General features: G+C 73.0%; 29 protein-coding genes. 10 read left to right on the plus strand and 19 right to left on the minus strand.

Annotated features, from left to right (window positions below; all coding sequences use genetic code 11):
- Nucleotides 1–139: 139 nt before the first annotated feature.
- The 3 genes from ACIOJE_RS23350 to ACIOJE_RS23360 form a co-directional block, all read right to left on the minus strand.
- Nucleotides 140–667 (minus strand): histidine phosphatase family protein, encoded by a 528-nt coding sequence (locus ACIOJE_RS23350; protein ID WP_280678285.1) that lies wholly within the window; start codon nucleotides 665–667, stop codon nucleotides 140–142.
- A gap of 139 nt (nucleotides 668–806) precedes the next feature.
- Nucleotides 807–929: an SGM_5486 family transporter-associated protein gene (locus ACIOJE_RS23355; protein WP_279634939.1), complete on the minus strand. Its 123-nt coding sequence runs from the start codon at nucleotides 927–929 to the stop codon at nucleotides 807–809.
- Between the two features lie 67 nt (nucleotides 930–996).
- The gene (locus tag ACIOJE_RS23360; RefSeq protein ID WP_400778484.1) at nucleotides 997–2283 is read right to left on the minus strand and encodes a CynX/NimT family MFS transporter; all 1287 of its coding nucleotides are present in this window, start codon (nucleotides 2281–2283) and stop codon (nucleotides 997–999) included.
- Nucleotides 2284–2411: 128 nt separating this feature from the next.
- Between ACIOJE_RS23360 and ACIOJE_RS23365 the strand changes: the two genes are divergently transcribed.
- A complete protein-coding gene (locus tag ACIOJE_RS23365) occupies nucleotides 2412–3086 on the plus strand; it encodes a FadR/GntR family transcriptional regulator (protein ID WP_280678280.1) in 675 nt (224 codons plus the stop codon).
- Between the two features lie 67 nt (nucleotides 3087–3153).
- Here ACIOJE_RS23365 and fabI read toward each other — a convergent pair whose 3' ends face one another.
- Together fabI and fabG are read right to left on the minus strand one after the other, a co-directional pair.
- Complete coding sequence (fabI, locus tag ACIOJE_RS23370) at nucleotides 3154–3921, minus strand: enoyl-ACP reductase FabI (protein WP_280678278.1); 768 nt, start codon at nucleotides 3919–3921, stop codon at nucleotides 3154–3156.
- Between the two features lie 2 nt (nucleotides 3922–3923).
- Complete coding sequence (gene fabG, locus ACIOJE_RS23375) at nucleotides 3924–4643, minus strand: 3-oxoacyl-[acyl-carrier-protein] reductase (protein ID WP_280678276.1); 720 nt, start codon at nucleotides 4641–4643, stop codon at nucleotides 3924–3926.
- A gap of 348 nt (nucleotides 4644–4991) precedes the next feature.
- Between fabG and ACIOJE_RS23380 the strand changes: the two genes are divergently transcribed.
- The 6 genes from ACIOJE_RS23380 to ACIOJE_RS23405 all read left to right on the plus strand — a co-directional run bounded on the left by ACIOJE_RS23380 (nucleotide 4992) and on the right by ACIOJE_RS23405 (nucleotide 10868).
- Nucleotides 4992–6137 (plus strand): MBL fold metallo-hydrolase, encoded by a 1146-nt coding sequence (locus ACIOJE_RS23380; RefSeq protein ID WP_280678275.1) that lies wholly within the window; start codon nucleotides 4992–4994, stop codon nucleotides 6135–6137.
- A 135-nt stretch (nucleotides 6138–6272) separates the two neighbouring features.
- Entirely contained in the window at nucleotides 6273–7826 is a 1554-nt protein-coding gene (locus tag ACIOJE_RS23385) for a TldD/PmbA family protein (RefSeq protein ID WP_400778778.1), read from the plus strand.
- Nucleotides 7826–9241, plus strand: a complete 1416-nt coding sequence (locus ACIOJE_RS23390; protein ID WP_400778489.1) for a metallopeptidase TldD-related protein — start codon at nucleotides 7826–7828, stop codon at nucleotides 9239–9241. Before ACIOJE_RS23385 ends, ACIOJE_RS23390 begins: the two co-directional genes overlap by 1 nt.
- 32 nt (nucleotides 9242–9273) lie before the next feature.
- A complete protein-coding gene (locus ACIOJE_RS23395) occupies nucleotides 9274–9822 on the plus strand; it encodes an RNA 2'-phosphotransferase (protein WP_400778780.1) in 549 nt (182 codons plus the stop codon).
- Between the two features lie 157 nt (nucleotides 9823–9979).
- Entirely contained in the window at nucleotides 9980–10363 is a 384-nt protein-coding gene (locus tag ACIOJE_RS23400) for a DUF3099 domain-containing protein (RefSeq protein ID WP_400778492.1), read from the plus strand.
- A 277-nt stretch (nucleotides 10364–10640) separates the two neighbouring features.
- Nucleotides 10641–10868: a hypothetical protein gene (locus ACIOJE_RS23405; RefSeq protein ID WP_280678269.1), complete on the plus strand. Its 228-nt coding sequence runs from the start codon at nucleotides 10641–10643 to the stop codon at nucleotides 10866–10868.
- Between the two features lie 53 nt (nucleotides 10869–10921).
- On the opposite strand, the gene moaA is transcribed toward ACIOJE_RS23405, so the two are convergent.
- The 4 genes from moaA to ACIOJE_RS23425 form a co-directional block, all read right to left on the minus strand.
- Entirely contained in the window at nucleotides 10922–11911 is a 990-nt protein-coding gene (gene moaA, locus ACIOJE_RS23410) for a GTP 3',8-cyclase MoaA (protein ID WP_400778782.1), read from the minus strand.
- Between the two features lie 76 nt (nucleotides 11912–11987).
- Nucleotides 11988–13598, minus strand: a complete 1611-nt coding sequence (locus ACIOJE_RS23415; RefSeq protein WP_400669622.1) for a cation acetate symporter — start codon at nucleotides 13596–13598, stop codon at nucleotides 11988–11990.
- Nucleotides 13595–13951, minus strand: coding sequence for a DUF485 domain-containing protein (locus tag ACIOJE_RS23420; RefSeq protein WP_280678265.1), 357 nt, complete (start codon nucleotides 13949–13951; stop codon nucleotides 13595–13597). The genes ACIOJE_RS23415 and ACIOJE_RS23420 overlap by 4 nt, the downstream gene beginning before the upstream one ends.
- A gap of 261 nt (nucleotides 13952–14212) precedes the next feature.
- The gene (locus ACIOJE_RS23425) at nucleotides 14213–15256 is read right to left on the minus strand and encodes a zinc-dependent alcohol dehydrogenase family protein (protein WP_400778496.1); all 1044 of its coding nucleotides are present in this window, start codon (nucleotides 15254–15256) and stop codon (nucleotides 14213–14215) included.
- Between the two features lie 157 nt (nucleotides 15257–15413).
- Here ACIOJE_RS23425 and ACIOJE_RS23430 point away from each other — a divergent pair, with 157 nt between their 5' ends.
- Nucleotides 15414–16409, plus strand: a complete 996-nt coding sequence (locus tag ACIOJE_RS23430; RefSeq protein ID WP_280678262.1) for a DEDDh family exonuclease — start codon at nucleotides 15414–15416, stop codon at nucleotides 16407–16409.
- Nucleotides 16410–16440: 31 nt separating this feature from the next.
- Nucleotides 16441–17241, plus strand: a complete 801-nt coding sequence (locus ACIOJE_RS23435; RefSeq protein ID WP_400778499.1) for an SURF1 family protein — start codon at nucleotides 16441–16443, stop codon at nucleotides 17239–17241.
- A 22-nt stretch (nucleotides 17242–17263) separates the two neighbouring features.
- Here the strand turns inward: ACIOJE_RS23435 and trxA are convergent, their stop codons facing one another.
- Both trxA and ACIOJE_RS23445 read right to left on the minus strand, forming a co-directional pair.
- Nucleotides 17264–17596 carry a thioredoxin gene (gene trxA, locus ACIOJE_RS23440; protein ID WP_280678258.1) on the minus strand — a complete coding sequence of 111 codons (333 nt, stop codon included), beginning with the start codon at nucleotides 17594–17596 and terminating at the stop codon, nucleotides 17264–17266.
- Between the two features lie 3 nt (nucleotides 17597–17599).
- Nucleotides 17600–18025 (minus strand): MerR family transcriptional regulator, encoded by a 426-nt coding sequence (locus ACIOJE_RS23445; protein WP_400669635.1) that lies wholly within the window; start codon nucleotides 18023–18025, stop codon nucleotides 17600–17602.
- A 129-nt stretch (nucleotides 18026–18154) separates the two neighbouring features.
- Between ACIOJE_RS23445 and ACIOJE_RS23450 the strand changes: the two genes are divergently transcribed.
- The gene (locus tag ACIOJE_RS23450) at nucleotides 18155–18925 is read left to right on the plus strand and encodes an SDR family oxidoreductase (RefSeq protein WP_280678255.1); all 771 of its coding nucleotides are present in this window, start codon (nucleotides 18155–18157) and stop codon (nucleotides 18923–18925) included.
- A gap of 53 nt (nucleotides 18926–18978) precedes the next feature.
- Here the strand turns inward: ACIOJE_RS23450 and ACIOJE_RS23455 are convergent, their stop codons facing one another.
- The 8 genes from ACIOJE_RS23455 to ACIOJE_RS23490 all read right to left on the minus strand — a co-directional run bounded on the left by ACIOJE_RS23455 (nucleotide 18979) and on the right by ACIOJE_RS23490 (nucleotide 24785).
- A complete protein-coding gene (locus ACIOJE_RS23455) occupies nucleotides 18979–19623 on the minus strand; it encodes an alkaline shock response membrane anchor protein AmaP (RefSeq protein WP_400778503.1) in 645 nt (214 codons plus the stop codon).
- Nucleotides 19620–20204, minus strand: a complete 585-nt coding sequence (locus ACIOJE_RS23460) for a DUF6286 domain-containing protein (RefSeq protein WP_400778506.1) — start codon at nucleotides 20202–20204, stop codon at nucleotides 19620–19622. The genes ACIOJE_RS23455 and ACIOJE_RS23460 overlap by 4 nt, the downstream gene beginning before the upstream one ends.
- 67 nt (nucleotides 20205–20271) lie before the next feature.
- The gene (locus ACIOJE_RS23465) at nucleotides 20272–20619 is read right to left on the minus strand and encodes a hypothetical protein (RefSeq protein WP_400778508.1); all 348 of its coding nucleotides are present in this window, start codon (nucleotides 20617–20619) and stop codon (nucleotides 20272–20274) included.
- A complete protein-coding gene (locus ACIOJE_RS23470; protein ID WP_196951007.1) occupies nucleotides 20619–20810 on the minus strand; it encodes a hypothetical protein in 192 nt (63 codons plus the stop codon). The genes ACIOJE_RS23465 and ACIOJE_RS23470 overlap by 1 nt, the downstream gene beginning before the upstream one ends.
- Nucleotides 20811–20863: 53 nt before the next feature.
- Entirely contained in the window at nucleotides 20864–21406 is a 543-nt protein-coding gene (locus ACIOJE_RS23475) for an Asp23/Gls24 family envelope stress response protein (RefSeq protein ID WP_280678245.1), read from the minus strand.
- 181 nt (nucleotides 21407–21587) lie between these two features.
- Nucleotides 21588–22394 carry an enoyl-CoA hydratase/isomerase family protein gene (locus ACIOJE_RS23480; protein WP_280678243.1) on the minus strand — a complete coding sequence of 269 codons (807 nt, stop codon included), beginning with the start codon at nucleotides 22392–22394 and terminating at the stop codon, nucleotides 21588–21590.
- Between the two features lie 231 nt (nucleotides 22395–22625).
- A complete protein-coding gene (locus ACIOJE_RS23485; protein WP_030059940.1) occupies nucleotides 22626–22859 on the minus strand; it encodes a helix-turn-helix domain-containing protein in 234 nt (77 codons plus the stop codon).
- A gap of 327 nt (nucleotides 22860–23186) precedes the next feature.
- Nucleotides 23187–24785: an ABC-F family ATP-binding cassette domain-containing protein gene (locus ACIOJE_RS23490; RefSeq protein WP_280678239.1), complete on the minus strand. Its 1599-nt coding sequence runs from the start codon at nucleotides 24783–24785 to the stop codon at nucleotides 23187–23189.
- Nucleotides 24786–24934 lie beyond the last annotated feature (149 nt).

Genomic DNA, 24934 nt, shown 5'->3' on the forward strand with positions numbered 1-24934 from the left:
CGGGGGGGCCCCCCCCCGGCGGGGGGGGGGGGCCCCCCCCCGCCCCCCCCCCCCCGCCCCCCGGGGGGGGGGGGGGGGGGGGGGGGGGGGGGCGGGGGCCCCGCCCCCCCCGCCCCTCCTCGTCAGGGATCCCGGGGGATCAGTCCTGCGGCGTGTAGTACGACACCAGCTCGGCCATGCCCGGCTCGACGCCCTTCCAGGAGCCGCCGAAACTGAGCACCGCGATCGCCGCCGTCGGGAAGCCCCCGAGCCGCAGCCGCTCCAGCGCGTCCCGGTCGCCCGCGTCCCCGGCCAGCACCTGGGTCAGGCCCAGCACGCCGGGGTTGTGGCCGACCAGTACGACATCCGAGTACTCCTCCGGGGTCTCCTGGAGGACGGCGATGATCTCACCGGGGCTGGCCTCGTAGATCCGGTCCTCGTACACCGTCTTGCTGGCCCGCTTGGGCAGCTCGTGCGCCGCCAGCTTCCAGGTCTCGCGGGCGCGCAGCGCGGTGGAGCAGAGCACGTAGTCGGGGTTGATGCCGGAGTCGACCAGCCAGCGGCCGGCCTCCGGGGCCTGGTGGCGGCCCCGGTCGGCCAGCGGCCGCTCGTGGTCGTCCACGCCGTTGGGCCAGTCGGCCTTGGCGTGGCGGAGAACGATGATCCTGCGGGGCGTGTCGGCGCTCATACCCAGCAAGCTTGGCAGAAAAGCCGCTCCGGGGCGCGACGCTCCCGGCTGCCGCCACCCGCAGGGGTGGCGAGTGCCATCACGCGCCGTTCGCCCGGGCGTCACCGGGGGTACGGCGCCGGCGGGTCACGGGCGGGAGTCAGCCGATGGCGGCGGCGACGGAGGCGATGATCGCCACCAGCACCACGATGCCGGCGATCGCCAGGGCGATCTGGCCGAGCTGCTTGCGGCCGTCGGTCGGGTTGGGATCGAGAACGGGCATGTCCGGGATTCTTCCACCCCGAACACGCCCGTCGGTCACCGACCCCTCGGCGTTGGCCAGCCCTTGGTCAGGCCTTGACCTGCGCTGCGGGGTGGACCGCCTCGTCCTCGATGTGCCGGGCCAGCGCGGCCCGCAGGCCGAACAGCATCTGCGGCACCAGCAGCAGTGCCAGGAAGCCCAGCGGCCCGTACCACTCGCCGGTCATCTGGTAGATCCGGCCGATCAGGATCGGGCCGGGGATGGAGATCAGGTAGCCGACGCCCTGGGCGAAGGCGGAGAGCTGGGCGACCCCGCCTGCGGTCCGGGCGCGCAGCCCGATCATCGTCAGCACCAGCGGGAAGGCGCAGTTGGACAGGCCCACCAGGACCGACCAGACCCAGGGCGCACCGGCCGGGGCCAGCGCCAGCCCGGCGTACCCGGCGATGCCGCAGGCGGCGAGCACGACGACGAACAGCCGCTGGTCGCCGCGGCGGGCGGCCAGGTTGGGCAGCACGAAGGAGACCGGCACACCGATCACCATGGTCACCGCGAGCAGCACCCCGGAGGTGCCCTTGTCGACGCCGGCGTCCTGGAAGATCTTCGGCAGCCAGCCCATCACCACGTAGGCGCCGGTGGCCTGGAGGCCGAAGAAGCAGGCCATCGCCCAGGCCGTCCGGCTGCGGGTGATCGGCAGCTTGGCGGGGGCCGAGCCGTCGGCGCGGTCGCCCCGCTCGCGCTTGGTCAGCAGCACCGGCAGCCAGAGCAGCAGGGCCAGCGCGCCGAGGCCGGCCCAGACGCCCAGGCCGTAGCGCCAGTCGCCGCCGAGCGCACTGGTCAGCGGCACGGTGACGGCGGCGGCCAGCGCGGTGCCGGCCGACAGCGACATCGAGTAGAGGCCGATCATCGGACCGACCTTGTCCGGGAAGTAGCGCTTGATCACCACCGGGATCAGCACGTTGGAGACCGCCACGCCGCCCAGCGCGAGCGCCGTCAGCAGCAGGAACACCGCGGTGCCGCCGGCGAAGGAGCGGGCCAGCACGCCCGCGGTGATCGCGCCCAGGCCGGCGGTGATCACCGCGATCGGGCCGATCCGCCGGGCCATCGAGGGCGCGGCGAAGCCGAACAGCCCGAAGCAGAGCGACGGGACGGCGGTGAGCAGCCCGGCGAGCGTCGGGTTCATCCCGAGGTCGGTGCGGACCTGGTCGAGCAGCGGCCCGAGGCTGGTGACCACGGGGCGCAGGTTGAAGGCGGCGGCGGCGATCGCGACGGCGAACAGCCAGCCGAGGTACTTGGCGGAGGGGGTGGTGGAGGGCCGCTCGGTCTGCGGCCGGGCCTCGGTTCGTCGGGAGGCGGTGGTGTCTGCTGCGGGAGGCATGGACGCCATCATAGAATGATGGGATGAATTGATGCACCTTCGAATTGGCATGATGTGCCGACCCGCTCCCCACCGGGGCCTTCCACCCACTGGCCCCGTCCACCCACCCGTAGTCGCAAGGAGTCCCCGTGGCGCTGTCCTCGCCGAGGCGCACCCCGCTGTCCGACCAGGTGATCGCGCAGCTGCGCGCCCAGATCACCTCCGGGGAGTGGCCCGTCGGCTCGCGCATCCCCACCGAGGCCGCACTCGTCGAACAACTCGGCGTCGCCCGCAACACCGTCCGCGAGGCCGTCCGCGCCCTCGCCCACAACGGGCTGCTCGACATCCGCCAGGGCTCCGGCACCTACGTGCTGGCCACCAGCGAACTGGCCGGGGTGATGCACCGCCGCTTCGCCGACGCCGACCAGGCGCAGGTCGCCGAGCTGCGGGCCGCCCTGGAGACCTGCGCGGCCGGGCTCGCCGCCGTCCGCCGCACCGACCGCGACCTCGGCCTGCTGGACGCCGCGATCAGCCGCCGCGAGGCCGCCTGGCACTCCGGCGACGCCGAGGACTTCGTCCAGGCCGACGCCTCGTTCCACCAGGCCGTCGTCGCCGCCGCCCACAACGACGTGCTCGCCGCCGTCTACGCCGACCTCGGCGAGGTCACCCGCGCCCACCTGCGGCACGACGTCGGTCCCGAGCTGATCGCCGAGCGCTACATCGGCCACGACACCATCCTCGACGCCATCCGGGCCGGCGACGCCCAGCGCGCGTCCGTCGAGGCCGGCCGCGCCATCGGTGCCTGCGCCCCCGCCGACGCCTGAGACCTCGTGGAACGCCGCTGCCCGGCACCCCCACGAGGGTGCCGGGCAGCGGTGTACGGCGAAGCTGTCAGGCGCCGATGGCGTGCAGGCCGCCGTCGACGTGGATGATCTCGCCGGTGGTCTTCGGGAACCAGTCCGACAGCAGCGCGACGATGCCGCGGCCGGCCGGCTCCGGGTCGTTCAGGTCCCACTTGAGCGGGGAGCGGTGGTTCCAGGTGTCGGCCAGGTCGCCGAAGCCCGGGATGGACTTGGCGGCCATCGAGCCGAGCGGGCCGGCCGAGATCAGGTTGCAGCGGATGTCCCGCTCGCCCAGGTAGCGGGCCATGTACCGGTTGGTGGCCTCCAGGGCGGCCTTGGCCGGGCCCATCCAGTCGTACTGCGGCCAGGCGAGCTGCGCGTCGAAGGTCAGGCCGACCACCGAGCCGCCGTCCTGCATCAGCGGCATCAGCGCCATGGTGAGCGACTTCAGCGAGAACGCCGAGACGTGCATGGCGGTCGCCACGGACTCCCACGGGGTGTCCAGGAAGTTGCCGCCCAGGGCGTCCTGCGGGGCGAAGCCGATCGAGTGGACGATGCCGTCCAGGGTCGGCAGGTGCTCGCGGACCTGGTCGGCGATGCCCGCCAGGTCCTCCTCGCTGGAGACGTCCAGCGACAGCACGGTGACCGGCTTCGGCAGCTTCTTGGCGATCCGCTCGGTCAGGCTCGGGCGCGGGAACGCGGTGAGGATGATCTCCGCGCCCTGCTCCTGGGCGAGCTTGGCGGCGTGGAAGGCGATGGAGGACTCCATCAGCACGCCGGTGATCAGGATCCGCTTGCCCTCAAGGATTCCACTCATGCTCAGTGACCCATGCCCAATCCGCCGTCAACGGGAATGACGGCTCCGGTGATGTACGCGGCCTCGTCCGAACCGAGGAACCGCACGGTGGAGGCGACCTCGGCGGGCGACGCGTAGCGGCCCAGCGGCACGCCCGAGACGATCTCCGCGCGGCGCTCGTCGCTGAGCACGGCGGTCATGTCGGTGTCCACGAAGCCGGGGGCGACCACGTTGACGGTGATGTTGCGCGGGCCCAGCTCGCGCGCCAGCGACCGGGCGAAGCCGACCAGGCCCGCCTTGGACGCGGCGTAGTTCGCCTGGCCCGGCGAACCGGAGAGGCCCACCACGGACGAGATCAGCACCACGCGGCCCTTGCGGGCGCGCATCATCAGCTTGGAGGCGCGCTTGACCACCCGGAAGGCACCGGTCAGGTTGGTGTCCAGGACGGAGGTGAAGTCCTCCTCGGACATGCGCAGCAGGAGGGTGTCCTTGGTGATGCCCGCGTTGGCGACCAGCACCTCGACCGCGCCGTGCTTCTCCTCGATCTCGGAGAAGGCGGCGTCGACCTGCGCGGCGTCCGTGATGTCACAGCGCACCGCGAGGACGTCGTACTTCTCCAGGGCCTCGGGCACCTCACCCGAACGGCTGGTGATGGCGACCTTGTCGCCAGCCTCGGCGAAGGCCTGGGCGATCGCGAGGCCGATGCCCCGGTTTCCTCCGGTGACGAGAACCGAGCGGCTCAACGATCCACCTCTCTCCGTGTGTGAGCACGTACGTCGGAACGCGTACGCAGTGTGACGCTATCGGGCGGTCGGCGGTGGCGGCGCATCGGGCTCCCACAGCGCCGCACCAGCGGAACTGTCGCAATCCGACAATCCGTACCCGCAGCGCCCCGTGCCTGCTCACCTGCCCTGATCGGACCGCGTCCGGAGCGGCGCCCGGGCCAGGCCGGGGTCGATTCCGGGCCGAGCCGAGGCCACGGTACGGGAACAACACGGCCCGGCACACCCGTTGCCCCCGTGGTGTGGGCCGACCCGGGACCGGCCGTACCGATCCCCCAAGGATCCCGGCGAGGAACGAAGGCAGGGCGCATGACCAAGGCACGGCCCCGGAGCACCCACCGACGCGGACGACTGCTGGCCCTGACCGCCCTGGCGGCCGGACTGGGAGCGGCCGCCTGGTCGCTGCGCGACCTGCCGGCGGCGTTCGGGCGACGGCCGGACGGCGAGCACGAGGAGCGGGTGCGCGACTCGCCGCAGTACCGCGACGGCGTCTTCCACAACGCCCCCTCCACCCTGGCCCGGGCCACCACCGCACCGGACATCGACCGCGGCACCATCCGCCGGATGCTGTTCGAGCGCGAGGGCCGCGTCCCCGCCCACCCCGTGCCGACCGTCCGCCCGGCCCCCGGACCGGGCCCGGCCGCCGAGGGCGTCACGATCACCTGGTACGGGCACGCCTCCGCGCTGGTGGAGATCGAGGGCTCCCGGGTGCTGCTCGACCCGATCTGGAGCGAGCGCTGCTCCCCCGCCGCGCACGTCGGCCCCAAGCGGCTGCACCCGGTGCCGGTGGAGCTGGAGGAGCTGCCGCAGGTCGACGCCGTACTGATCTCGCACGACCACTACGACCACCTGGACATGGCCACGGTCAAGCGCCTGGTGCGCAGCCAGTCCGCGCCGTTCGCGGTGCCCCTGGGCATCGGCGGCCACCTGCGCCGCTGGGGCGTCCCGGAGCACCGCATCATCGAGCTGGACTGGGACGAGACCTGCACCCTCGGCGAACTGGTACTCACCCTCACCTCGGCGCACCACTTCTCCGGCCGCGGCCTGACCCGCAACACCACCCTGTGGGGCTCCTGGGTGATCGCCGGCCCGAACCGCAAGGTCTTCTACACCGGCGACTCCGGCTACTTCGAGGGCTACGCCCGGATCGGCGAGCAGCACGGCCCCTTCGACGCCGCGCTGGTGCAGATCGGCGCCTACGACGCGGCCTGGGCGGACATCCACATGACCCCCGAGGACGCCGTGCTCGCCCACCGCGACCTCCGGGCCGGCCTGCTGGTGCCGGTGCACTGGTGCACCTTCAACCTGGGCCTGCACCCGTGGGCCGAGCCCGTCGAGCGGCTGCTGGCCGAGGCCAAGACGCAGGCCGTCCCGCTGGCCGTGCCGCGCCCCGGTGAGCGGGTCGACGTGGACAACCCCCCGGAGCTCGACGGCTGGTGGGAAACCGTCGGCTGAGGACCGACCAGAACGGCGGCGCACCGGCCGGAATGCGCTGGCCGAAACCCCGTGGACGGGCAATGATGCGGTGCGGGCGCCCCTGTGCGGCGCCGCACCGCCACCCTCCGCGACCAGGGAGCCCGCTTGCCTCCGATCCCTCCGGCCGACAGCGCCGGCGCCCCGCACGGGCGCGCCGTCGACCCGCTGTTCCTCGCCTTCCCGCTGCGCACCCTCGCCGACGCCGCCCTCAGCCGGGCCCGTGAACTCGGCGCCTCCCACGCCGACTTCCGTCTGGAGCGGGTCCGCAGCGCCGCCTGGCGGCTGCGCGACGCCCGCCCGGCCGGCACCTCCGACAGCGTGCAGCTCGGCTTCGCCGTCCGGGTGCTGCTGGACGGCGCCTGGGGCTTCGCCGCCGGGGTGGACCTCACCACCGACGCCGCGGCGCGGGTCGCCGAGCAGGCCGTCGCGGTGGCGCGGCTCTCCGGCGGGATCAGCCGGGCCGCCGGCTCCGCCGAGCGGGTCGAGCTGGCCGACGAGCCGGTGTACCGGGACGCCACCTGGGTCTCCTCGTACCAGGTGAACCCCTTCGAGGTGCCGGACGCGGAGAAGACCGCGCTGCTCGCCGAGTGGAGTTCGCGGCTGCTGGCCGCCGAGGGCGTCTCGCACGTCCAGGCGAGCCTGCTGACCGTCCAGGAGAACAAGTTCTACGCGGACACCGCGGGCACCGTCACCACCCAGCAGCGGATCCGGGTGCACCCGGCTCTGGAGGCCACCTCGGTGGACGAGCGCACCGGGGCCTTCGACTCGATGTGCACGCTGGCCCCGCCGGTCGGGCGCGGTTACGAGTACCTGCGGGGAACGGGCTGGGACTGGGACGCCGAACTCGCCGAACTGCCCGCCCTGCTGGCCGAGAAGATGAAGGCGCCGAGCGTCCGGGCCGGCCGCTACGACCTGGTCATCGACCCGTCCAACCTCTGGCTGACCATCCACGAGTCGATCGGCCACGCCACCGAGCTGGACCGCGCGCTCGGCTACGAGGCCGCCTACGCCGGCACCTCCTTCGCCACCTTCGACCAGCTCGGCTCGCTCAGGTACGGCTCCGAGCTGATGCACGTGACCGGCGACCGCACCGCCGAGCACGGCCTGTCCACCATCGGCTACGACGACGAGGGCGTCGCCACCCAGTCCTGGGACCTGGTTCGGGACGGCACCCTGGTCGGATACCAACTCGACCGCAGCATGGCCCGGTTGAAGGGCTTCGAGCGCTCCAACGGCTGCGCCTTCGCGGACTCCCCCGCGCACGTGCCGGTGCAGCGGATGGCCAACGTCTCGCTCCAGCCCGCCGCCGACGGCCCGGACACCGAGGGCCTGTTCGCCGGGGTGGAGAACGGCCTGTACATCGTCGGCGACCGCTCCTGGTCGATCGACATGCAGCGCTACAACTTCCAGTTCACCGGCCAGCGCGCCTACGCCATCAAGAACGGCGAACTCGCGGGCCAGGTCAAGGACTTCGCCTACCAGGCGACCACCACCGACTTCTGGGGCTCGATGGCGGCCGTCGGCGGCCCGCAGACCTACGTCCTCGGCGGCGCCTTCAACTGCGGCAAGGCGCAGCCCGGCCAGACCGCGGCGGTCAGCCACGGCTGCCCGTCGGCGCTGTTCCGCAACGTCAACGTGCTCAACACCCAGCAGGAGGCGGGTCACTGATGGCCGCGATGCAGCCCCACGAAATCGTCGAGCTGGCACTCGGCCTCTCCCGCGCCGACGGCTGCGTGGTGATCGCCGACGAGGAGTCCACCGCCAACCTGCGCTGGGCCGCCCCTGGGAACAAACCGGGGGGCTCGCTGACCACCAACGGCGTCACCCGGGGCCGCCGGCTCACCGTGATCGCCACGGTCGACGGCGCCGAGGGCACCGCCTCCGGCGTGGTCTCCCGCGAGGCCGTCGTCCCGGCAGAGGTGGAGGACCTGGTCCGCGCCGCCGAGGCGGCCGCCCGCGCGGCCGGCCCGGCCGAGGACGCCCAGCCGCTGGTGGCCGAGCGGCCGTCCTCGCCGGACTTCACCGAGGCGCCCGCCGAGACCTCGATCACCGTGTTCGACGCCTTCGGCGAGGCCCTCGGCGAGGCCTTCGCCCGGGCCGCCGCACAGGGTGAGCTGCTGTACGGCTTCGCCCGGCACGAGATCGTCTCCAGCTACCTGGGCACCTCCGCCGGCCTGCGGCTGCGCCACGACCAGCCGACCGGCATGGTCGAGATCAACGCCAAGACCGCCGACCTGTCCGGCTCGGCCTGGGTCGGCGCGCCCACCCGGGACTTCTCCGACGTGGACGTCACCGCCCTGCACGCCGAGCTGACCAAGCGCCTCGGCTGGGGCGCCCGCACGGTGGACCTGCCGGCCGGCCGCTACGAGACGCTGCTGCCGCCCTCGGCCGTCGCCGACCTGATGGTCTACCTCAACTGGTCCGCCGGCGGCCGCGACGCCCACGAGGGCCGGACGGTCTTCTCCACGCCCGGCGGCGGCACCCGGGTCGGCGACAAGCTCAGCGCCCTGCCGCTGACACTGCGCTCCGACCCGCGCGAACCCGGCCTGGAGGCCGCGCCGTTCGTCCTCGCGCACTCGACCTACGGGAACGTCTCGGTCTTCGACAACGGCCTGCCGATCACCGCCACCGAGTGGATCCGCGAGGGCGTGCTGGCCGACCTGGTCACCAGCCGCCACTCCGCCGACCTGACCGGCCTGCCGCTGCGCCCGGCCGTCGACAACCTGGTGCTGGAGACGGCCGACCAGGACAGCGCGCCGACCCTGGACGAGATGATCGCCCGCACCGGGCGCGGCCTGCTGCTCACCTGCCTCTGGTACATCCGCGAGGTGGACCCGGCGACGCTGCTGCTCACCGGCCTGACCCGGGACGGCGTCTACCTGATCGAGAACGGCGAAGTCGTCGGCGCGGTCAACAACTTCCGGTTCAACGAGTCCCCGGTGGACCTGCTCGGCCGGATCACCGAGGCGGGCCGCACCGAGCGCTGCCTGCCCCGCGAGTGGAGCGACGACTTCACCCGCGCCGCGATGCCACCCGTGCGTATCGCGGACTTCAACATGAGTTCGGTCAGCCAGGCCTCATAGCCACTGACCAACGGGGGGATACGAGAGACATGATGGACGAGAAGCGGCTGGTCAAGACGAGCAAGATGCTGTCGCGCATCCTGCGGCACGAGCCGGAGCGGGTGGGCGTCACGCTGGACGAGGCCGGCTGGGTCCGGGTCGACGTACTCCTCGCCGCCCTCGCGGCGAAGGGGAACGGGCTGACCAGGGCCGATCTGGACCACGTGGTGGCGGCCAACAACAAGCGCCGCTTCGGCTACTCCGCGGACGGTCGCTCGATCCGTGCCAACCAGGGCCACACGGTGGTGGTCGACCTCGGTCTGGCCGCCACCGTGCCGCCGCCGGTGCTCTACCACGGCACCGCCGACCGCCACCTGGCCTCGATCTTCCGGGAGGGCCTGCGCCCGATGACCCGGCAGGACGTCCACCTGTCCGCGGACACCGAGACCGCGGTCCGGGTCGGCGCCCGGCACGGCCGCCCGGTGGTGCTCACCGTGAACGCGGCCGCGATGGCGGCGGCCGGGCACGAGTTCCGGATCAGCGACAACGGCGTCTGGCTCACCGACGCCGTCCCCCCGCAGTACCTCTCCCGGCGGTCCTGACGCCGCCACCGGCCTGCCCGGGATACGCCGGACAGGCCAGTGGCGCCCCCGACCGGGTGGCCCCGGCCCACCCGGTCTCGTCGCCGCCGCCGACCGGGCGTACCGTGAGGAGGCCGCGCGGCGAGGCGCGCGGGCGCGCGGACGAGGGCGGTAGGACATGGGCAAGAGCGCCGAGGGCGGGCAGGTCTTCCGGATCACGGGGGCGCGGAGCAGCCTCACCGACGACGTCCGCGGACGCCAGCGCCGCTACGTGGTCTCGATGCTGCTCCGGACGGTCTGCGTGCTGCTCGCGGTGGTGCTGTGGGACGTCCAGCGGTGGCTGGCGTTCGCGGCGCTGGCGGGCGGCGTGCTGCTGCCGTACTTCGCCGTCCTGATCGCCAACGCGGGCCGGGAGCGGGCGCCGGGCCTGCCGAGCACCTTCGACATCCCGCTCGACACCCCGCTGATGCTGGGCCCCGGCGGGACGGGTGGGGCGGGTGCGGCCACTGGTGCAGGTGGGGCAAAGGCAGCTGCCACCGATCCTTCACGGGGCCCGAGCTGACCGTCCGTTTCACGGTGGTTCGAGTGAATTCGACTCGAAGAAAGCTCAGAAGAAGCTCAGATTAATCATGCAAGACCTCCCCATCCGAGGCCCTTGGCGTGACATACTGCGTACGCGCTCCGCATCCCCCGTCGGAGCGACGGACCGACGCCGGGCGGCTCCCCCCGTGGCTGCCCGGCGTCGCCATGCCCGGATCCGGACGGGCCTGCTCCGGGCCGTGCGGGACGCGTGAAACACTGGCGGTGCAGACCACCCGCCTATCGCTGAGGACGGCCCGATGGACACCCCGCAGACGCCGACCTGCTCCGCCAAGGGCTGCCGGGCGGACGCCCGTTGGGTGCTGGTGTGGAACAACCCCAAGCTGCACACCCCGGACCGCCGCAAGACCTGGCTCGCCTGCGACGAGCACCGCGAGCACCTGTCCCAGTTCCTCGGCGTGCGCGGCTTCCTCAAGGAGGTCGTCGCCTTCGCCGACTGGACCCCCGAATCGGCCGAGACCGCCTGACCGGCGCCCGACCGCCCCGACCGCCCGACCGGCGCCCGACCGCTCCGACCGCCTTACCCGCCGATCGCCGACATCGGCCGCTCGGGCTGGTGGAACTCCGGGTCGTCGATCCCGGCCCCGGCCTTCTTGCCCCACATCGCCGCCCGCCACAGCGCGCCGAGCTCGACGTCGTCCGCACCCGAGCGCAGGGCGGTGCGCAGGTCCGTCTCCCCGGTCGCGAACAGGCAGTTCCGCACCTGCCCGTCGGCGGTCAGCCGGGTCCGGTCGCAGGCCCGGCAGAACGGGCGGGTGACGGAGGCGATCACGCCCACCCCGGCCGGGCCGCCGTCCACCAGCCAGCGCTCGGCGGGCGCCGCGCCCCGGCGCACGGACGGCTCCGGGGTGAGCGTGAAACGCGTGCCGAGCAGGCCCAGGATCTCCTCGGCGGTGACCATCGCGGAGCGGTCCCAACCGTGCTGGGCGTCCAGCGGCATCTGCTCGATGAAGCGCAGCTCGTAGCCGTGCGCCAGGCACCAGGCGAGCAGGTCGGGCGCCTCGCGGTCGTTGACCCCGCGCATCAGCACCGCGTTCAGCTTGACCGGCGCCAGCCCGGCCGCCTCGGCGGCGGCCAGCCCGTCCAGCACGTCCTGGTGGCGGTGGCGGCGGGTGAGGGAGTGGAACACCTCGGGGTCGAGGGTGTCCAGCGAGACGTTGACGCGGTCGAGCCCGGCCTCGCGCAGCGCCGTCGCGGTCCGGGCCAGCCCGATGCCGTTGGTGGTGAGGGACAGCTCGGGGCGCGGGTCCAGGTCCGAGCAGGCCGCGACGATGGCGACCAGTCCGGGGCGCAGCAGCGGCTCGCCGCCGGTGAAGCGGACCTCCCGCACGCCCAGGTCACGCACCGCGACGGTGATCAGCCGGACGATCTCCTCGTCGGTCAGCAGGTCGGGCTTGGCCAGCCACTGCAGGCCCTCCTCGGGCATGCAGTAGGTGCAGCGCAGATTGCACCGGTCGGTGAGGGAGACCCGTAGGTCGACGGCCTGTCGTCCGAAGGTGTCGAGCAGCACGTGCGTCCCTTCCCGAAATGCGGCCGGCCCGGCCACCGTCACGGCGGGCCGGGCCAGCTTAGTCATCGCAGCGTGATCAGTGGGCGCCCAGCCCGGTCAGTGCGCGGACCTCCAGTTCAGCGTACTTCGCCGGATCGGGTCGGTCCTTGGACAGCAGGGTGGCGATCCACCCGGCCAGGAAGCCGATCGGGATCGAGACCAGGCCGGGGTTCTCCAGCGGGAACCAGTGGAAGTCGGTGTCCGGGAAGAGCGAGGTCTTCGCGCCGGAGACCACCGGGGAGAAGACCACCAGCACCACCGAGCTGATCAGACCGGCGTAGACCGAGCTGACCGCGCCGGAGGTGGTGAAGCGCTTCCAGAACAGCGAGTAGAGCAGGGTGGGCAGGTTCGCCGAGGCGGCCACCGCGAAGGCCAGCGCGACCAGGGCTGCGGTGTTGAGCTTGCCCGCGAAGAGGCTGAGCACGATGGCCACCGCGCCGATCGCCACGGCGGCCCACTTCGCCGAGCGCACCTCCTCCTTCTCGGTGGCCTTGCCCCGCCGGATCACGTTGGCGTACAGGTCGTGTGCGAAGGAGGCGGAGGAGGCCAGGGTGAGGCCGGCGACCACGGCCAGGATGGTCGCGAAGGCGACCGCGGAGATCACCGCGAGCAGGATCGCGCCGCCGGTGGTGCCAGCGCCGCCGCCGAGCACCTCGGCGAGCTGCGGGGCCGCCGTGTTGCCGGCGGCGTTGGCCGCCTTGATCGCCTTGGGGCCGACCAGGGCCGCCGCGCCGAAGCCGAGCGCCAGGGTCATCAGGTAGAAGACGCCGATGATGCCGATCGCCCAGAGCACCGACTTCCGGGCCGCCTTGGCGGTGGGCACGGTGTAGAAGCGGACCAGGATGTGCGGCAGACCGGCGGTGCCGAGCACCAGCGCGATCCCGAGGCTGATGAAGTCGAGTTTGCTGGTGTCGCTGGCCCCGTACTTCAGTCCCGGTTCGAGGAAGGCCGCGCCCTTGCCGCTCGCGCTGGCCGCGGCGCCGAGCAGCTCCGAGGGGTTGAAGTGGTACTTGGCCAGCACCAGGACGGTCATCAGCGCGGTGCCGGCGATCAGCAGCACGGCCTTGACGATCTGCACCCAGGTGGTGCCCTTCATCCCCCCTATCACCACGTAGACGACCATCAGGGCGCCGACCGCGACGATGGTCCAGCGCTTGGCGGCGTCCCCGTTGACCCCCAGCAACAGCGCCACCAGCGTCCCGGCGCCGACCATCTGGGCCAGCAGGTAGAAGATCGACACCACGATGGTGGAGACGCCCGCCGCGGTCCGCACCGGGCGCTGGCGCATCCGGAACGCGAGCACGTCCGCCATCGTGAAGCGGCCGGAGTTGCGCAACGGTTCGGCGATCAGCAGCAGCGCGACCAGCCAGGCGACCAGGAAGCCGATCGAGTAGAGGAAGCCGTCGTAGCCGGAGAGCGCGATGGCGCCGGCGATGCCGAGGAAGGACGCGGCGGACATGTAGTCGCCGGAGATGGCCAGGCCGTTCTGGAAGCCAGTGAAGCCGCGGCCGCCGGCGTAGAAGTCGGCGGCATCCTTGGTCTGCCGCCCGGCCCAGACGGTGATCCCGAGGGTGGCCAGCACGAAGAGCCCGAACAGGGTCATCGTGATGCCGCGGTGCTCCGTGGCGGAGCTGGCGAGCAGGGTCATTCGGCGGACTCCCGGGGAGCGTGGACGACGGCGCCGTGGGCCTCGCGGATCGCGGCGGCGGGCGGGTCGATCCGCCGGTCGGCGTAGCGGGCGTACCAGGCGGCGATGGCGAAGGTGGTCACGAACTGCAGGAGCCCCAGCACCAGGGCCACGTTGATGTGGCCGACGACCTTGGCACCCATCAGGCCGGGGGCGTAGCAGGAGAGCAGCACGTAGAGCAGGTACCAGAGCACGAAGCCGATGGTGACCGGGAAGGCGAAGCTCCGGAACGAGCGCCGCAGGGTACGGAACTCCTCGCTGTCGTCGATGAGTTGGACTTCCGTAGGGGCAGTGGTGATCGGCGGCGAATCCACTCTGTCTCTCCTCACTCCTTCGGCGTAGCGGTCGCACAAGGGGAACGATCGGACGTGAGGGGCGTCACAATCCGTGTGCGCGCCGCGCAATGCTAGGAGCGTCGTGCCCACCCCGAAAGGGGTTGACCGCGATCAGCCAGTCGTTCACCCCCTCGTACTACCCAATTGGCCGAAAACCACCACTCGTGTCACTTCGGAACACCGCCGCCACATACGGAAGGGGCGGCACCGTCCAACGGTGCCGCCCCTTCTGACGATCCGTCAGAAAGTGATCCGGACCTTCAGCGCCGAGCGGTCGTCCATCGCCCGGTAGCCGTCCGGCACGCCGTCCAGGCCCACCGTGCGGTCAAACACCAGACCCGGCTCGATGGCCCCGGAGAGGACGTCGGGCAGCAGCTCGGGGATGTACGCGCGGGCCGGGGCGACGCCGCCGTTGAGCGAAACGTTTCGGCCGAACATCTGACCGATGTCGACGCCCGCGCTGCCGCCGTGCGGGACACCGACGTAGCCCACCGCGCCACCGTCCCGGGCGATCGAGACGGCCGTGCGCATCGACTCCTCGGTCCCGACCGCCTCCAGGACCGCGTGCGCGCCCTGGCCGCCGGTCAGCTCCTTCACCGCCTCGATCGCGGCCTCGCCACGCTCGGCCACCACGTCCGTCGCGCCGAAGCGGCGAGCCAGGTCGGTGCGGGCGGTGTGGCGGCCCAGCGCGATGATGCGGCCGGCGCCCAGCCGGCGCGCGGCCAGCACGCCGCACAGGCCCACCGCGCCGTCGCCGACCACCGCGACCGTCACGCCCGGGCGCACCCTGGCCGACACGGCCGCGTGGTGCCCGGTGGCCATCACGTCGGACAGCGCCAGCAGGCCCGGCAGCAGCTTCTCGTCGCCCGCAGCCTCCTTCGGCAGCTTCACCAGCGTCCCGTCCGCGAACGGCACCCGGACCGCCTCGCCCTGGCCGCCGTCGGAGCCGACCTCGCCCCAGAACCCGCCGTGCGGGCAGGAGGTCTGCAAGCCCTCCCGGCAGAAGTCGCAGCTGCCGTCCGACCAGACGAACGGCGCCACCACCAGGTCGCCCGGCGCGAAGTCGCGCACCTCGGCGCCCGCCTCCTCGACCACGCCCAGGAACTCGTGGCCGATCCGCTGCCCGGCCACCCGCTCCGCCACCCCGCGGTACGCCCAGAGGTCGCTGCCGCAGATGCAGGCGTTCAGCACCCGGACCACCACGTCCGTCGGGTGCTGGATCACCGGGTCCGGGACCTCTTCGATCCGGATGTCATTGGGGCCGTGGATCACGGTGGCACGCATGGGATTTCGTCCTTACGAAGACGGCTGTCAGGGGGTGTCGACGGCCGGGCAAAGTATCGATCGCTTGTACGACGTCGATACGGACCACTCTATTCCGGCTGGTCCGCCGGAACATTTCGACCGGGTACGACCCCCGCGGCGCTTATCCTGTTGGACCATGCAACCGATCCAGCCCGAGACGTACGGCGCGCCGCGGACCGCCCCGGTCCCCGCCCAGCGCTCCGCCGCCCCCGCCGAGGGCTTCGCGGTGGTCGACGTCGAGACCACCGGCCTCGGCCGCACGGACCGCGTCATCTCGGCGGGCGTCTACCAGCTGGACCCGGACGGCGAGGTCACCGACCACTGGTACACCCTGGTCAACCCCGAGCGGGACCCGGGCCCGGTCTGGATCCACGGCCTCACCGCGGAGCTGCTCTCCGGCGCCCCGACCTTCCCGCAGATCGCCGCCGAGTTCGCCGACCGGCTGAGCGGCCGGGTCCTGGTCGCCCACAACGCGCTCTTCGACTGGAACATGATCTCGCGCGAGTTCTCCCGGGCCGGCCTGCACGCCCCGGTCGAACAGCGGATCTGCACCATGGTCCTCTCCCGCGACCTGCGGCTGCCGCTGCCCAACGGCAAGCTGTCCTCGCTCGCCGCCCACTTCGGCGTCCGGCAGCAGCACGCGCACAACGCCCTGGACGACGCCCGGGTGCTGGCCGAGGCCTTCCGCCCCAGCCTGCACCTGGCCCGCCTGGGCGGGGTTCCGCTGCCGCTGCAGAACTGCGTGGCCGTCACCGACCTCGGCGAGGACGAGCCCGCTGCCCCCGGCCGGTCCTCCTGGACCGGTGCCGCCTACCGCCAGGCCAAGAAGCGCCCGCCCTGCCCGTACCCCAACCCAGGGCGCTGGGAGGACGGCAAGCCACTGGTGCAGGGCATGCGGGTGGCCTTCACCGGCGACACCGCCACCGACCGCGAGCTGCTGGAGGACCGCGCCGCCGAGGCCGGCCTGCACATCGCCACCTCGGTGAGCCGGCTCACCAGCCTGCTGGTCACCAACGAGCCGAACAGCTGGAGCGGCAAGGCCCGCCGGGCCCGCGAGGTCGGCACCCCGGTGGTCGGCGAGGACGCCTTCCTCCAACTGCTGCGCGAGGTCGCCCCGCACCCCGGTGCGTGAGCCGGTTGTGAGGTCGGCGTACCGTGCCCATGTGTACCGTTTTCTGCTGACCCGCCAGTGGCTGATCACCATGCTGATCGCGCTGCTGCTGATCCCCGCGACGATCAAGCTGGGCTTCTGGCAGCTGCACCGCCACGAGGCGCGGGTGGCCCGGAACGAGCTGATCGGCAAGGCCCTCACCGCCGGCCCGGTGCCGTTCGACACGCTGTCGGCGGCCCCCGGCTTCGCGGTGCCCAAGGACCTCACCTGGCGCACGGTGACGGCCGCCGGGCAGTACGACCCGGCACACGAGTTCGTCGTCCGCAAGCGGACCGACTCCAGCGGGGACACGATCGGCTATTTCGTCATCACCCCGCTGAAGCTCGCCGACGGCAAGGGCAGCATCCTGGTCAACCGCGGCTGGGTGGCCTCCGGCAACGGCGCCACCGAGTACCCGGCTGTCCCGGCCGCCCCGACCGGCGAGGTCTCCCTCACCGGCCGGATGCGCGCCGACGAGACCAGCGGCAGCGGCATCAAGGACCGCGCCGGCCTGCCCGACCGGCAGTTCAACCTGATCAACACCGAGCAGCAGACCAAGGAGACCGGCGCCACCCTGCTCGGCGGCTACCTGGAGCTCACCGCCACCACCCCGGCCCCCGCCGACCAGCCCGAGCTGATCCCCGAGCCCAACCACTCCGACATCGGCCCGCACATGGCGTACGCGATCCAGTGGTGGCTGTTCACGGCGATGATCCCGGTCGGGGTCTGGGTGCTGGCCCGCCGCGAGGCCAAGGACCGGGCCAAGCAGGCCGCCGAGGCCGAGGTGACGGTGGAGGCCGTGCCGGCGGCCTGAACCGCCCAGGGCCCTGCCGTGGCTAGATCACGTCCTCCAGCTCGCGCAGCAGCCGCGCCTTGGCCCGGGCGCCGACCACCGAGCGCACCGGCTCACCCCCGCGGAACACCATCAGCGTCGGCATCGACAGCACCCCGTACGCCGCCTGGGTGCGCGGATTGCGGTCCACATCCAGGCTGACCACCCGCAGCCGGTGCGCCTCCTCGCGGGCGACGTCCGCCAGCACCGGCGCCATCATCCGGCACGGCGGGCACCAGTCCGCCGTGAAGTCCACCAGCACCGGCCCGTCGGCCGCCAGCACCTCCGTGGCGAACGTGTCGTCCGTCACCGCCGGCACCCCTGGGATCTGCACCATCGTCTACTCCTTCGCCCGTTCGTTCGCCAGTTCACAGCGCGGCGCCTGTCCGGAGGGCTCGGCCGCCAGCCCGTCCCGGGCCCGTACCGCCCGGTCGAACTGCCCGGCCACCTGGGCCCGGACGTCCTGCAGCCGGGTGATGCACTCGTCCAGCTCGGCCAGCTTGCGCCGGTACACCTCCAGCGAGGCCGGGCACGAGTCCCCCTCGGGGTGGCCCGCCTGCAGGCACTCGACGAACGGACGGGTCTCCTCCAGGCCGAACCCGAAGTCCTGCAGCGTACGGATCTGCCGTAGCAGCCGCAGGTCCTCCTCGTCGTACGCCCGGTAGCCGTTGCCCGCCCGCCGGGCCGGCAGCAGGCCGAGCTGCTCGTAGTACCGCAGCGTCCGGGTGGTCGTCCCCGCCCGATCCGCCAGCTCCCCGATCCGCATCCGTGCACCCGCTCTCCCGGCCCGCCTCCGCACGCCGCCGAGACCGACGGTAGACCTTGACGCCGACGTCAACGCCAACCCCGCCGCCCCCTGCTACCCCGGGCGACCGCCACCCGGCAGGATGGGCCCATGGATCTTGGACTGAAGGACAAGGTGTACGTGGTCACCGGCGCCACCCGGGGCCTCGGCTTCGCCGCCGCCCGGGAACTGGCCGCCGACGGCGCCCGGGTGCTGATCAGCGGGCGCGGCCAGGAGGCCGTGGACGCCGCCGTCGCCGAACTGGACGCCGCCGGCGGCGCCGGGACCGCCCACGGCGTGGTCGCCGACAACGCCGACCCGGCGACCGCCGAGCGGCTGATCGCGGAGGCGACCGGGCACTTCGGCCGGCTCGACGGCGTGCTGATCAGCGTCGGCGGCCCGCCGGCCGGCCCGGTGGCCACCGCCTCCGACGAGGCCTGGCGGGGCGCGTTCGAGTCGGTCTTCCTCGGCGCGCTGCGGATCGCCCGCGCCGCCGCCGAGGCCCTCGGCGAGGGCGGCGTGATCGGCTTCGTGCTCTCCGCCTCGGTGCGCCAGCCGATCCCCGGCCTGGGCATCTCCAACGGTCTGCGCCCGGGCCTGGCAATGGCCGCCAAGTCGCTCGCCGACGAGCTCGGCCCGCGCGGCATCCGGGTGCTGGGCCTGCTGCCGGCCCGGATCGACACCGACCGGGTGCGTGAGCTGGACGCCCTGGGCGGCGACCCGGACGGCGCCCGTGCCCAGGCCGTGGCGACCATCCCGCTCGGCCGGTACGGCACCGCGGAGGAGTTCGGCAAGGTCGCGGCCTTCCTGCTCTCCCCCGCCGCCTCCTACCTGACCGGTGTGATGATCCCCGTCGACGGCGGCGCGCTGCGTACCCTCTGAGCGCCGACGAGCTCCGAACGGGGGCGGGCACCCGATTCCGGCCCGCCCCCGGTTCACTCCACCCGCGGGTGCCTGCGCCGGCGCCCCCGGTGCCGCCGGGACTCGGCCGGGGCCGCCTGCAGGACCCGGATCCGCAGGTCGGCGGGGAGTTCCGGCCAGCCCAGGCTCGTCCGGGCATCCGCTCGCGGCCCGGTGTCGAAGTGCTCCACCAGGGCCGCCGGATCGCCGCCGGGGGTGAGCCGGACGGCGCCCCGCAGTCGCGGGTGCCCGGGTGCGCGCACCAGGCGCACGCCGGCGCGCTCGACCTCGGGGAGCGTGGCCGTCCCGGTCTCCAGTGCCTCTTCCAGTGCCCGGGTGCGGACGCGCAACCTGAGACCGCCGGCACCGGGCGTCGGCACCGCGATGCTGGCCGAGCCGCTGCGCCGCAGTTGCGCCACCAGCCACCAGGCCGTGCCCACGACCAGCACGGCCAGCCCGCCGATGACGGTGGGCCACCACCAGGTCGCGTCCACCCAGCGGGTGCGTGAGCGGGCGCTGACCACCGGCTGGTCCGGGGAGGTGAGCGGCCACCAGCTCGGCGGATCGGCGCCGAGCCGCCGGTACAGGTCGAGCCCGCCGGCCAGCACCAGCACACCGGCGGCCAGCAGTACCAGCCCGACCACCCCGAGCAGCACCCGGTTGACGGTCGTCCGCGTCATCCCGCCACCCCAGCCTCACGGTTCGCCGCGGGCGTCGCCCCGGGCACCGTCCGGACGTCGAGCCGCAACGGCCGGGCCAGCGTCACCCGCGCCAGTTCGTCGCGCAGTTGGCGCTGGAGCGACACCGGATCCGCCGTCCCGGTCAGGGCGACCCGGACGCGCCGGCGGCTGATCCGGATCCGCAGGTCGTCGATGCCCGGGAGCCCGGCGGCGCGGTCGGCCAGCAGGTGCCCGATGCCGGCCCGGTCGATGGCGGCGCCGGTGTCGCCGTGCGGGCGCAGCGGGAGCCAGCGGCCGAGACCGGGGGCGACGGCCAGCCAGAGCAGCCACCCGCCGAGCAGGACGGCGGCGCCGGCGCCCACCAGTACCCACAGGTCGTCGAGGTGGCGGGTGGCCAGTTCGTCGGCGATCCGGGCGCGCCACCGGCGGGTCGGGTACCCGACCCGGACGGCGATCACGTCGTACAGCAGCGCGCCCGCACCCACCAGCAGCACGGTGGCGACGAGCACCGCGACGGTGGTCCGCGGCGCCCGCAGCCGCCGCACCTGCTCCGACGAGGGCTCGGCCTCCGGCGCCGTCACCTCGCCACCGGCCTCCACCTCGCCCCCGCCCCCACCTCGCTCCCGGGTGCCGCTTCGCCCCCGGTGCTCACGACACTCCCCCGGTCACCAGCCGCTCGACGACGACCACCACCTCGGACACCCTGGTCCCGGTGAAGCCGGCGACCTGCGCGGCGACGCGTTCGCGGACGGCCCGGGCGAGCGCCGCGAGGTCGGCGGGGAAGGGCAGTTCGACGGCGACCCGGACGGTCACGGTGCTGCCGGGCACCGCCACCGAGACGGCCGGCGGCGCGCCCCTGGCGGTGCGACCGGCCCAGGCGTCGGCGAGGGCCTCGCGGGCGGCCCGGGCGGCGATTCGGGCGTAGGCGCGGTCGGCGACCCGGAGTCGGCCCCGGGCGGCGGGTTCGCGGCGGGGGGTAGTGGTGAGGGCCTCCATCAGCGGCGCCGGTCGCGACCGCGGAGCAGGTCACCGAGGTCGCCCAGCTCGATGTCACCCTCCAGCAGGCGTCCGACCACGAAACCGACCAGCCCGAGCGCGGCCACCAGCAGGAACGCCGCGAAGCCGCCGAAGTACCCGGCGAAGCCGAGGGCCATGCCCACCACAAGGCCGACGATGGCCAGGTTCATCCGCTACTCCTCGTCTTCCGCTGCCGCCCGCCGCCGGGCGCTCGGTGGGCGCGCTACTTGAGCTTGGGCCGCTGCCCCTGGACGATCGTCTCCTCTTCCTCCTCCTCGACGTCCGGCTCGTCGGGGAGGTGGACGTCGTTGACCGCGATGTTGACCTCGACGACTTCCAGGCCGGTCATCCGCTCGACCGCGTCGATGATGTTCTCCCGTACCTGGCGGGCGAGTTCGGGGATGACCACGCCGTACTCGACGACCAGGGCGATGTCGATGGCGGTCTGCTTCTCGCCGACCTCGGCCTTGATGCCGCGCCCGATGCTGGACTTCCCGCCGGGCACCCGGTCGCGCATCGCACCGAAGGTCCGGGTCAGGCCGGAGCCGAGCGCGTGGATGCCGTTGATCTCACGGGCGGCCATACCGGCGATCTTCTCGACCACGCCGACGGCCAGCGCCGTGCGGCCGCGCTCGCTGACCGGTTTGCCGCTGTCGGTCGCGGCGGACGGGCCGTGGGTGGCGGACGGGCCGTGGGCGGCGGGGCCGGCGGCCGGGGCGTTGCCGAGGTGCTTGTGCAGGGTGGCGGGCGTCGGAGTGTCAGGCATGAGGGGCACATCTCCCGTCGTACGGCTCCAGCTATATCGCAAATCCCCCCAACTCTGGCATTTCGCCACGATTCGCGCCCGCCGGAAGCACCCCCGGGCACCGCCGGCCGGACCCCCGGAACGCCGAGGGCCCGGCCGGGGCGCTCCCCCCGGGCCGGGCCCTGCCACGCGAGGCGTGCGGTCAGTCGCCGATCCCGGCGAGGTCCCGCAGGCGGCGGGCCTGTGCCGCCCGTTCGGCGGAGCGCTGCTCGTCGAAGGTGCGCCCGGAGGCGCCCTGGAGCAGGGCCTTGGTCTCGATCACGGCGTTGCGCGGCGCGGCCAGCAGGGCGGCGGCGAGGTCGCGGGCGGCAGCGTCCAGCTCCACGCCGGGGACGGCCAGGTTGGCCAGCCCGATGGCGGCGGCCTCCTCGGCGCCGACCCAGCGGCCGGTGGCGCAGATCTCCAGCGCCCGGGCGTAGCCGACGAGTTCGGTGAGCGGCTTGGTGCCGGCCAGGTCGGGGACGAGGCCGAGCGAGGTCTCCTTCATGGCGAACTGGACGTCGTCGGCGACGACCCGCAGGTCGCAGCCGAGGGCGAGCTGGAAGCCGGCGCCGACGGCGTGGCCCTGGACGGCGGCGATGGAGACCAGGTCGGGGCGGCGCCACCAGGTGAAGGCCTGCTGGTAGAAGGCGATGGTGTCGTCGAGCTCCTGGTCGGCCGCGCCGGCGAGCTGGAGGAAGGTGGGCTCACCGGGGATGCCCTCGGCGGTGAACATGGCCCGGTCCAGGCCCGCCGAGAAGGAGACGCCCTCCGCGCGCAGCAGGACGACCCGGACGGCGCCGGGCAGGTCACGGCCGGCGGCGGCGAGGGCGCGCCACAGCGCGGGCGACTGGGCGTTGCGCCGCTTGGGCTGACACAGGGTGACGACGGCGAGCTCGCCGTCGATCTCCAGACGGACGCCGTCCTGCTCCCAGCTCGGGGCCTGCGGGTCGGTGACGGGCGCGGTCATGCGGGGACCTCCGGTGGCGAGGGGCTTGACTACCGGAGAGTAACAAACCTGGACGCGCGGCGGCAGACCACCGGCCCGGAAAGATCCACGGGCCCCGAACGCCGGGGGCGGACGACACCCCGGACATGACGATCGGCGGCCGGTCCACTCGACCCGAGGGCGGACGATCGATGGTCGTCTCCTCGGTCGACACCCTGCCGCCGCGTCATCCAGCCATGAGCTGATGGACCGTCAGGAACCGGCCCCGGCGGTTGCCTTGTTCTTGCCCCGCGTGGCACCACCGCGGCCCCGGAGAATGACTCCGGACTCGCTCAGCATCCGGTGCACGAAGCCGTACGAACGACCGGTCTCCTCCGCGAGAGCGCGAATGCTCGCCCCGGAGTCGTACTTCTTCTTGAGATCGGCCGCGAGCTTCTCACGCGCGGCACCGGTCACCCGGCTGCCCTTTTTCAGAGTCTCGGCCACCCGTGCCTCCTCGTAGCGTTGCTCGGTCAGATTCCCATGATCACCCATCCACCGCGTCCTGGCCACCCATTCGACGAGGTCGATGTCGGGAATGCGCGGTCCTGCGGTGGTGATCCGAGCGCATCAGGGCGCTTACGTAGAGTGCACGCCCCCGGGCGGATTACGCCGTCCGCCGCGAAAGAGCTGATCAGCAGCGTCGGCCCGACCACGATCGAGTGGCGGGCCGACGGGAAGTCCTCAAACGGAATCCGGGCTTTCTTCATTCCCGGACACGCCGTAAGTACTAGTTTTTCTGGTCCGAAAAACGGAGGTCGCGTCTACGTCCGGTTAGGCCAGCGAGACCAGATCGGCGTACGCCGGGCTCCAGAGGTCCTCGACCCCGTCCGGCAGCAGGATGATCCGCTCCGGCTGGAGCGCGTCCACGGCGCCCTCGTCGTGGGTGACCAGCACGACCGCGCCGGCGAACTCGCGCAGCGCGCCCAGGATCTCCTCACGGCTGGCCGGGTCGAGGTTGTTGGTGGGCTCGTCGAGCAGCAGCACGTTGGCGGAGGAGACCACCAGGGTGGCCAGCGCCAGGCGGGTCTTCTCACCGCCGGAGAGCACCCCGGCCGGCTTCTCGACGTCGTCGCCGGAGAACAGGAAGGAGCCGAGGATCTTGCGGATCTGCACCAGGTCGGTGTCCGGCGCGGCCGAGCGCATGTTCTCCAGCACCGAGCGCTCCGGGTCCAGCGTCTCGTGCTCCTGGGCGTAGTAGCCGATCTTCAGCCCGTGGCCCGGGACGACCTCGCCGGTGTCCGGCTTCTCCACCCCGGCCAGCATCCGCAGCAGGGTGGTCTTGCCGGCGCCGTTGAAGCCCAGCACGACGACCCGGGAACCCCGGTCGATCGCCAGGTCGACGTCGGTGAAGATCTCCAGCGAGCCGTAGGACTTGGACAGGCCGCTGGCGGTCAGCGGGGTCTTGCCACAGGGGGCCGGGTCGGGGAAGCGCAGCTTGGCGACCTTGTCGTTCATCCGGACCTGCTCCAGACCGGAGAGCAGCTTGTCGGCGCGGCGGGCCATGTTCTGCGCGGCGACCGTCTTGGTGGCCTTGGCGCGCATCTTGTCGGCCTGCGCGTTCAGCGTCGCGGCCTTCTTCTCGGCGTTGGCCCGCTCGCGCTTGCGGCGCTTCTCGTCGTCCTCGCGCTGCTGCTGGTACTGCTTCCAGCCCATGTTGTAGACGTCGATGCAGGAGCGGTTGGCGTCCAGGTAGAAGACCTTGTTGACGACCGTCTCGACCAGCTCGACATCGTGCGAGATGACGATGAAGCCGCCCTTGTAGGTCTTCAGGAAGTCCCGCAGCCAGACGATCGAGTCGGCGTCCAGGTGGTTGGTGGGCTCGTCGAGCAGCAGCACGTCGGAGTCCGAGAAGAGGATCCGGGCGAGCTCGACGCGGCGGCGCTGACCACCGGAGAGGGTGTGCAGCGGCTGGCCGAGGATGCGGTCCGGCAGGCCCAGCGCGGCGGCGATGGTGGCGGCCTCGGCCTCGGCGGCGTACCCGCCCTTGGTGAGGAACTCGGTCTCCAGCCGGGCGTACTTCTTCATCGCGTTGTCCCGGGTGGCGCCCTTGCCGTTGGCCATCCGGTCCTCGTTCTCGCGCATCTTCTTGAGCACGGTGTCGAGGCCGCGGGCGGAGAGGATGCGGTCCTTGGCGAGGACGTCGAGGTCGCCGGTGCGCGGGTCCTGCGGGAGGTAGCCGACCTCGCCCGAGCGCGTCACCGTGCCGGCGGCGGGCAGGCCCTCGCCGGCCAGCACCTTGGTCAGCGTGGTTTTGCCGGCGCCGTTGCGCCCGACCAGGCCGATCCGGTCGCCGGCGGCGACCTTGAAGTTCGCGGACTCGATCAGGACCCGGGCACCGGCGCGCAGCTCAAGGGCGTTGGCGGAAATCATGGCGGGAACTACTCCTGGGACGTGGGCGGGCGGCCGGGCGGGGCCCGGGGCCGGACAGCGGGAAGGGGCGTCGTCGGTGGTCGGCACAGCGCACGGGGCGGTGCCGCGCGCCCGCTATTGCCCGGAGAAGTCAGCCATGACGGCAAGTC

The sequence above is a fragment of the Kitasatospora sp. NPDC087861 genome (assembly GCF_044742585.1).
Classification (GTDB): domain Bacteria; phylum Actinomycetota; class Actinomycetes; order Streptomycetales; family Streptomycetaceae; genus Kitasatospora.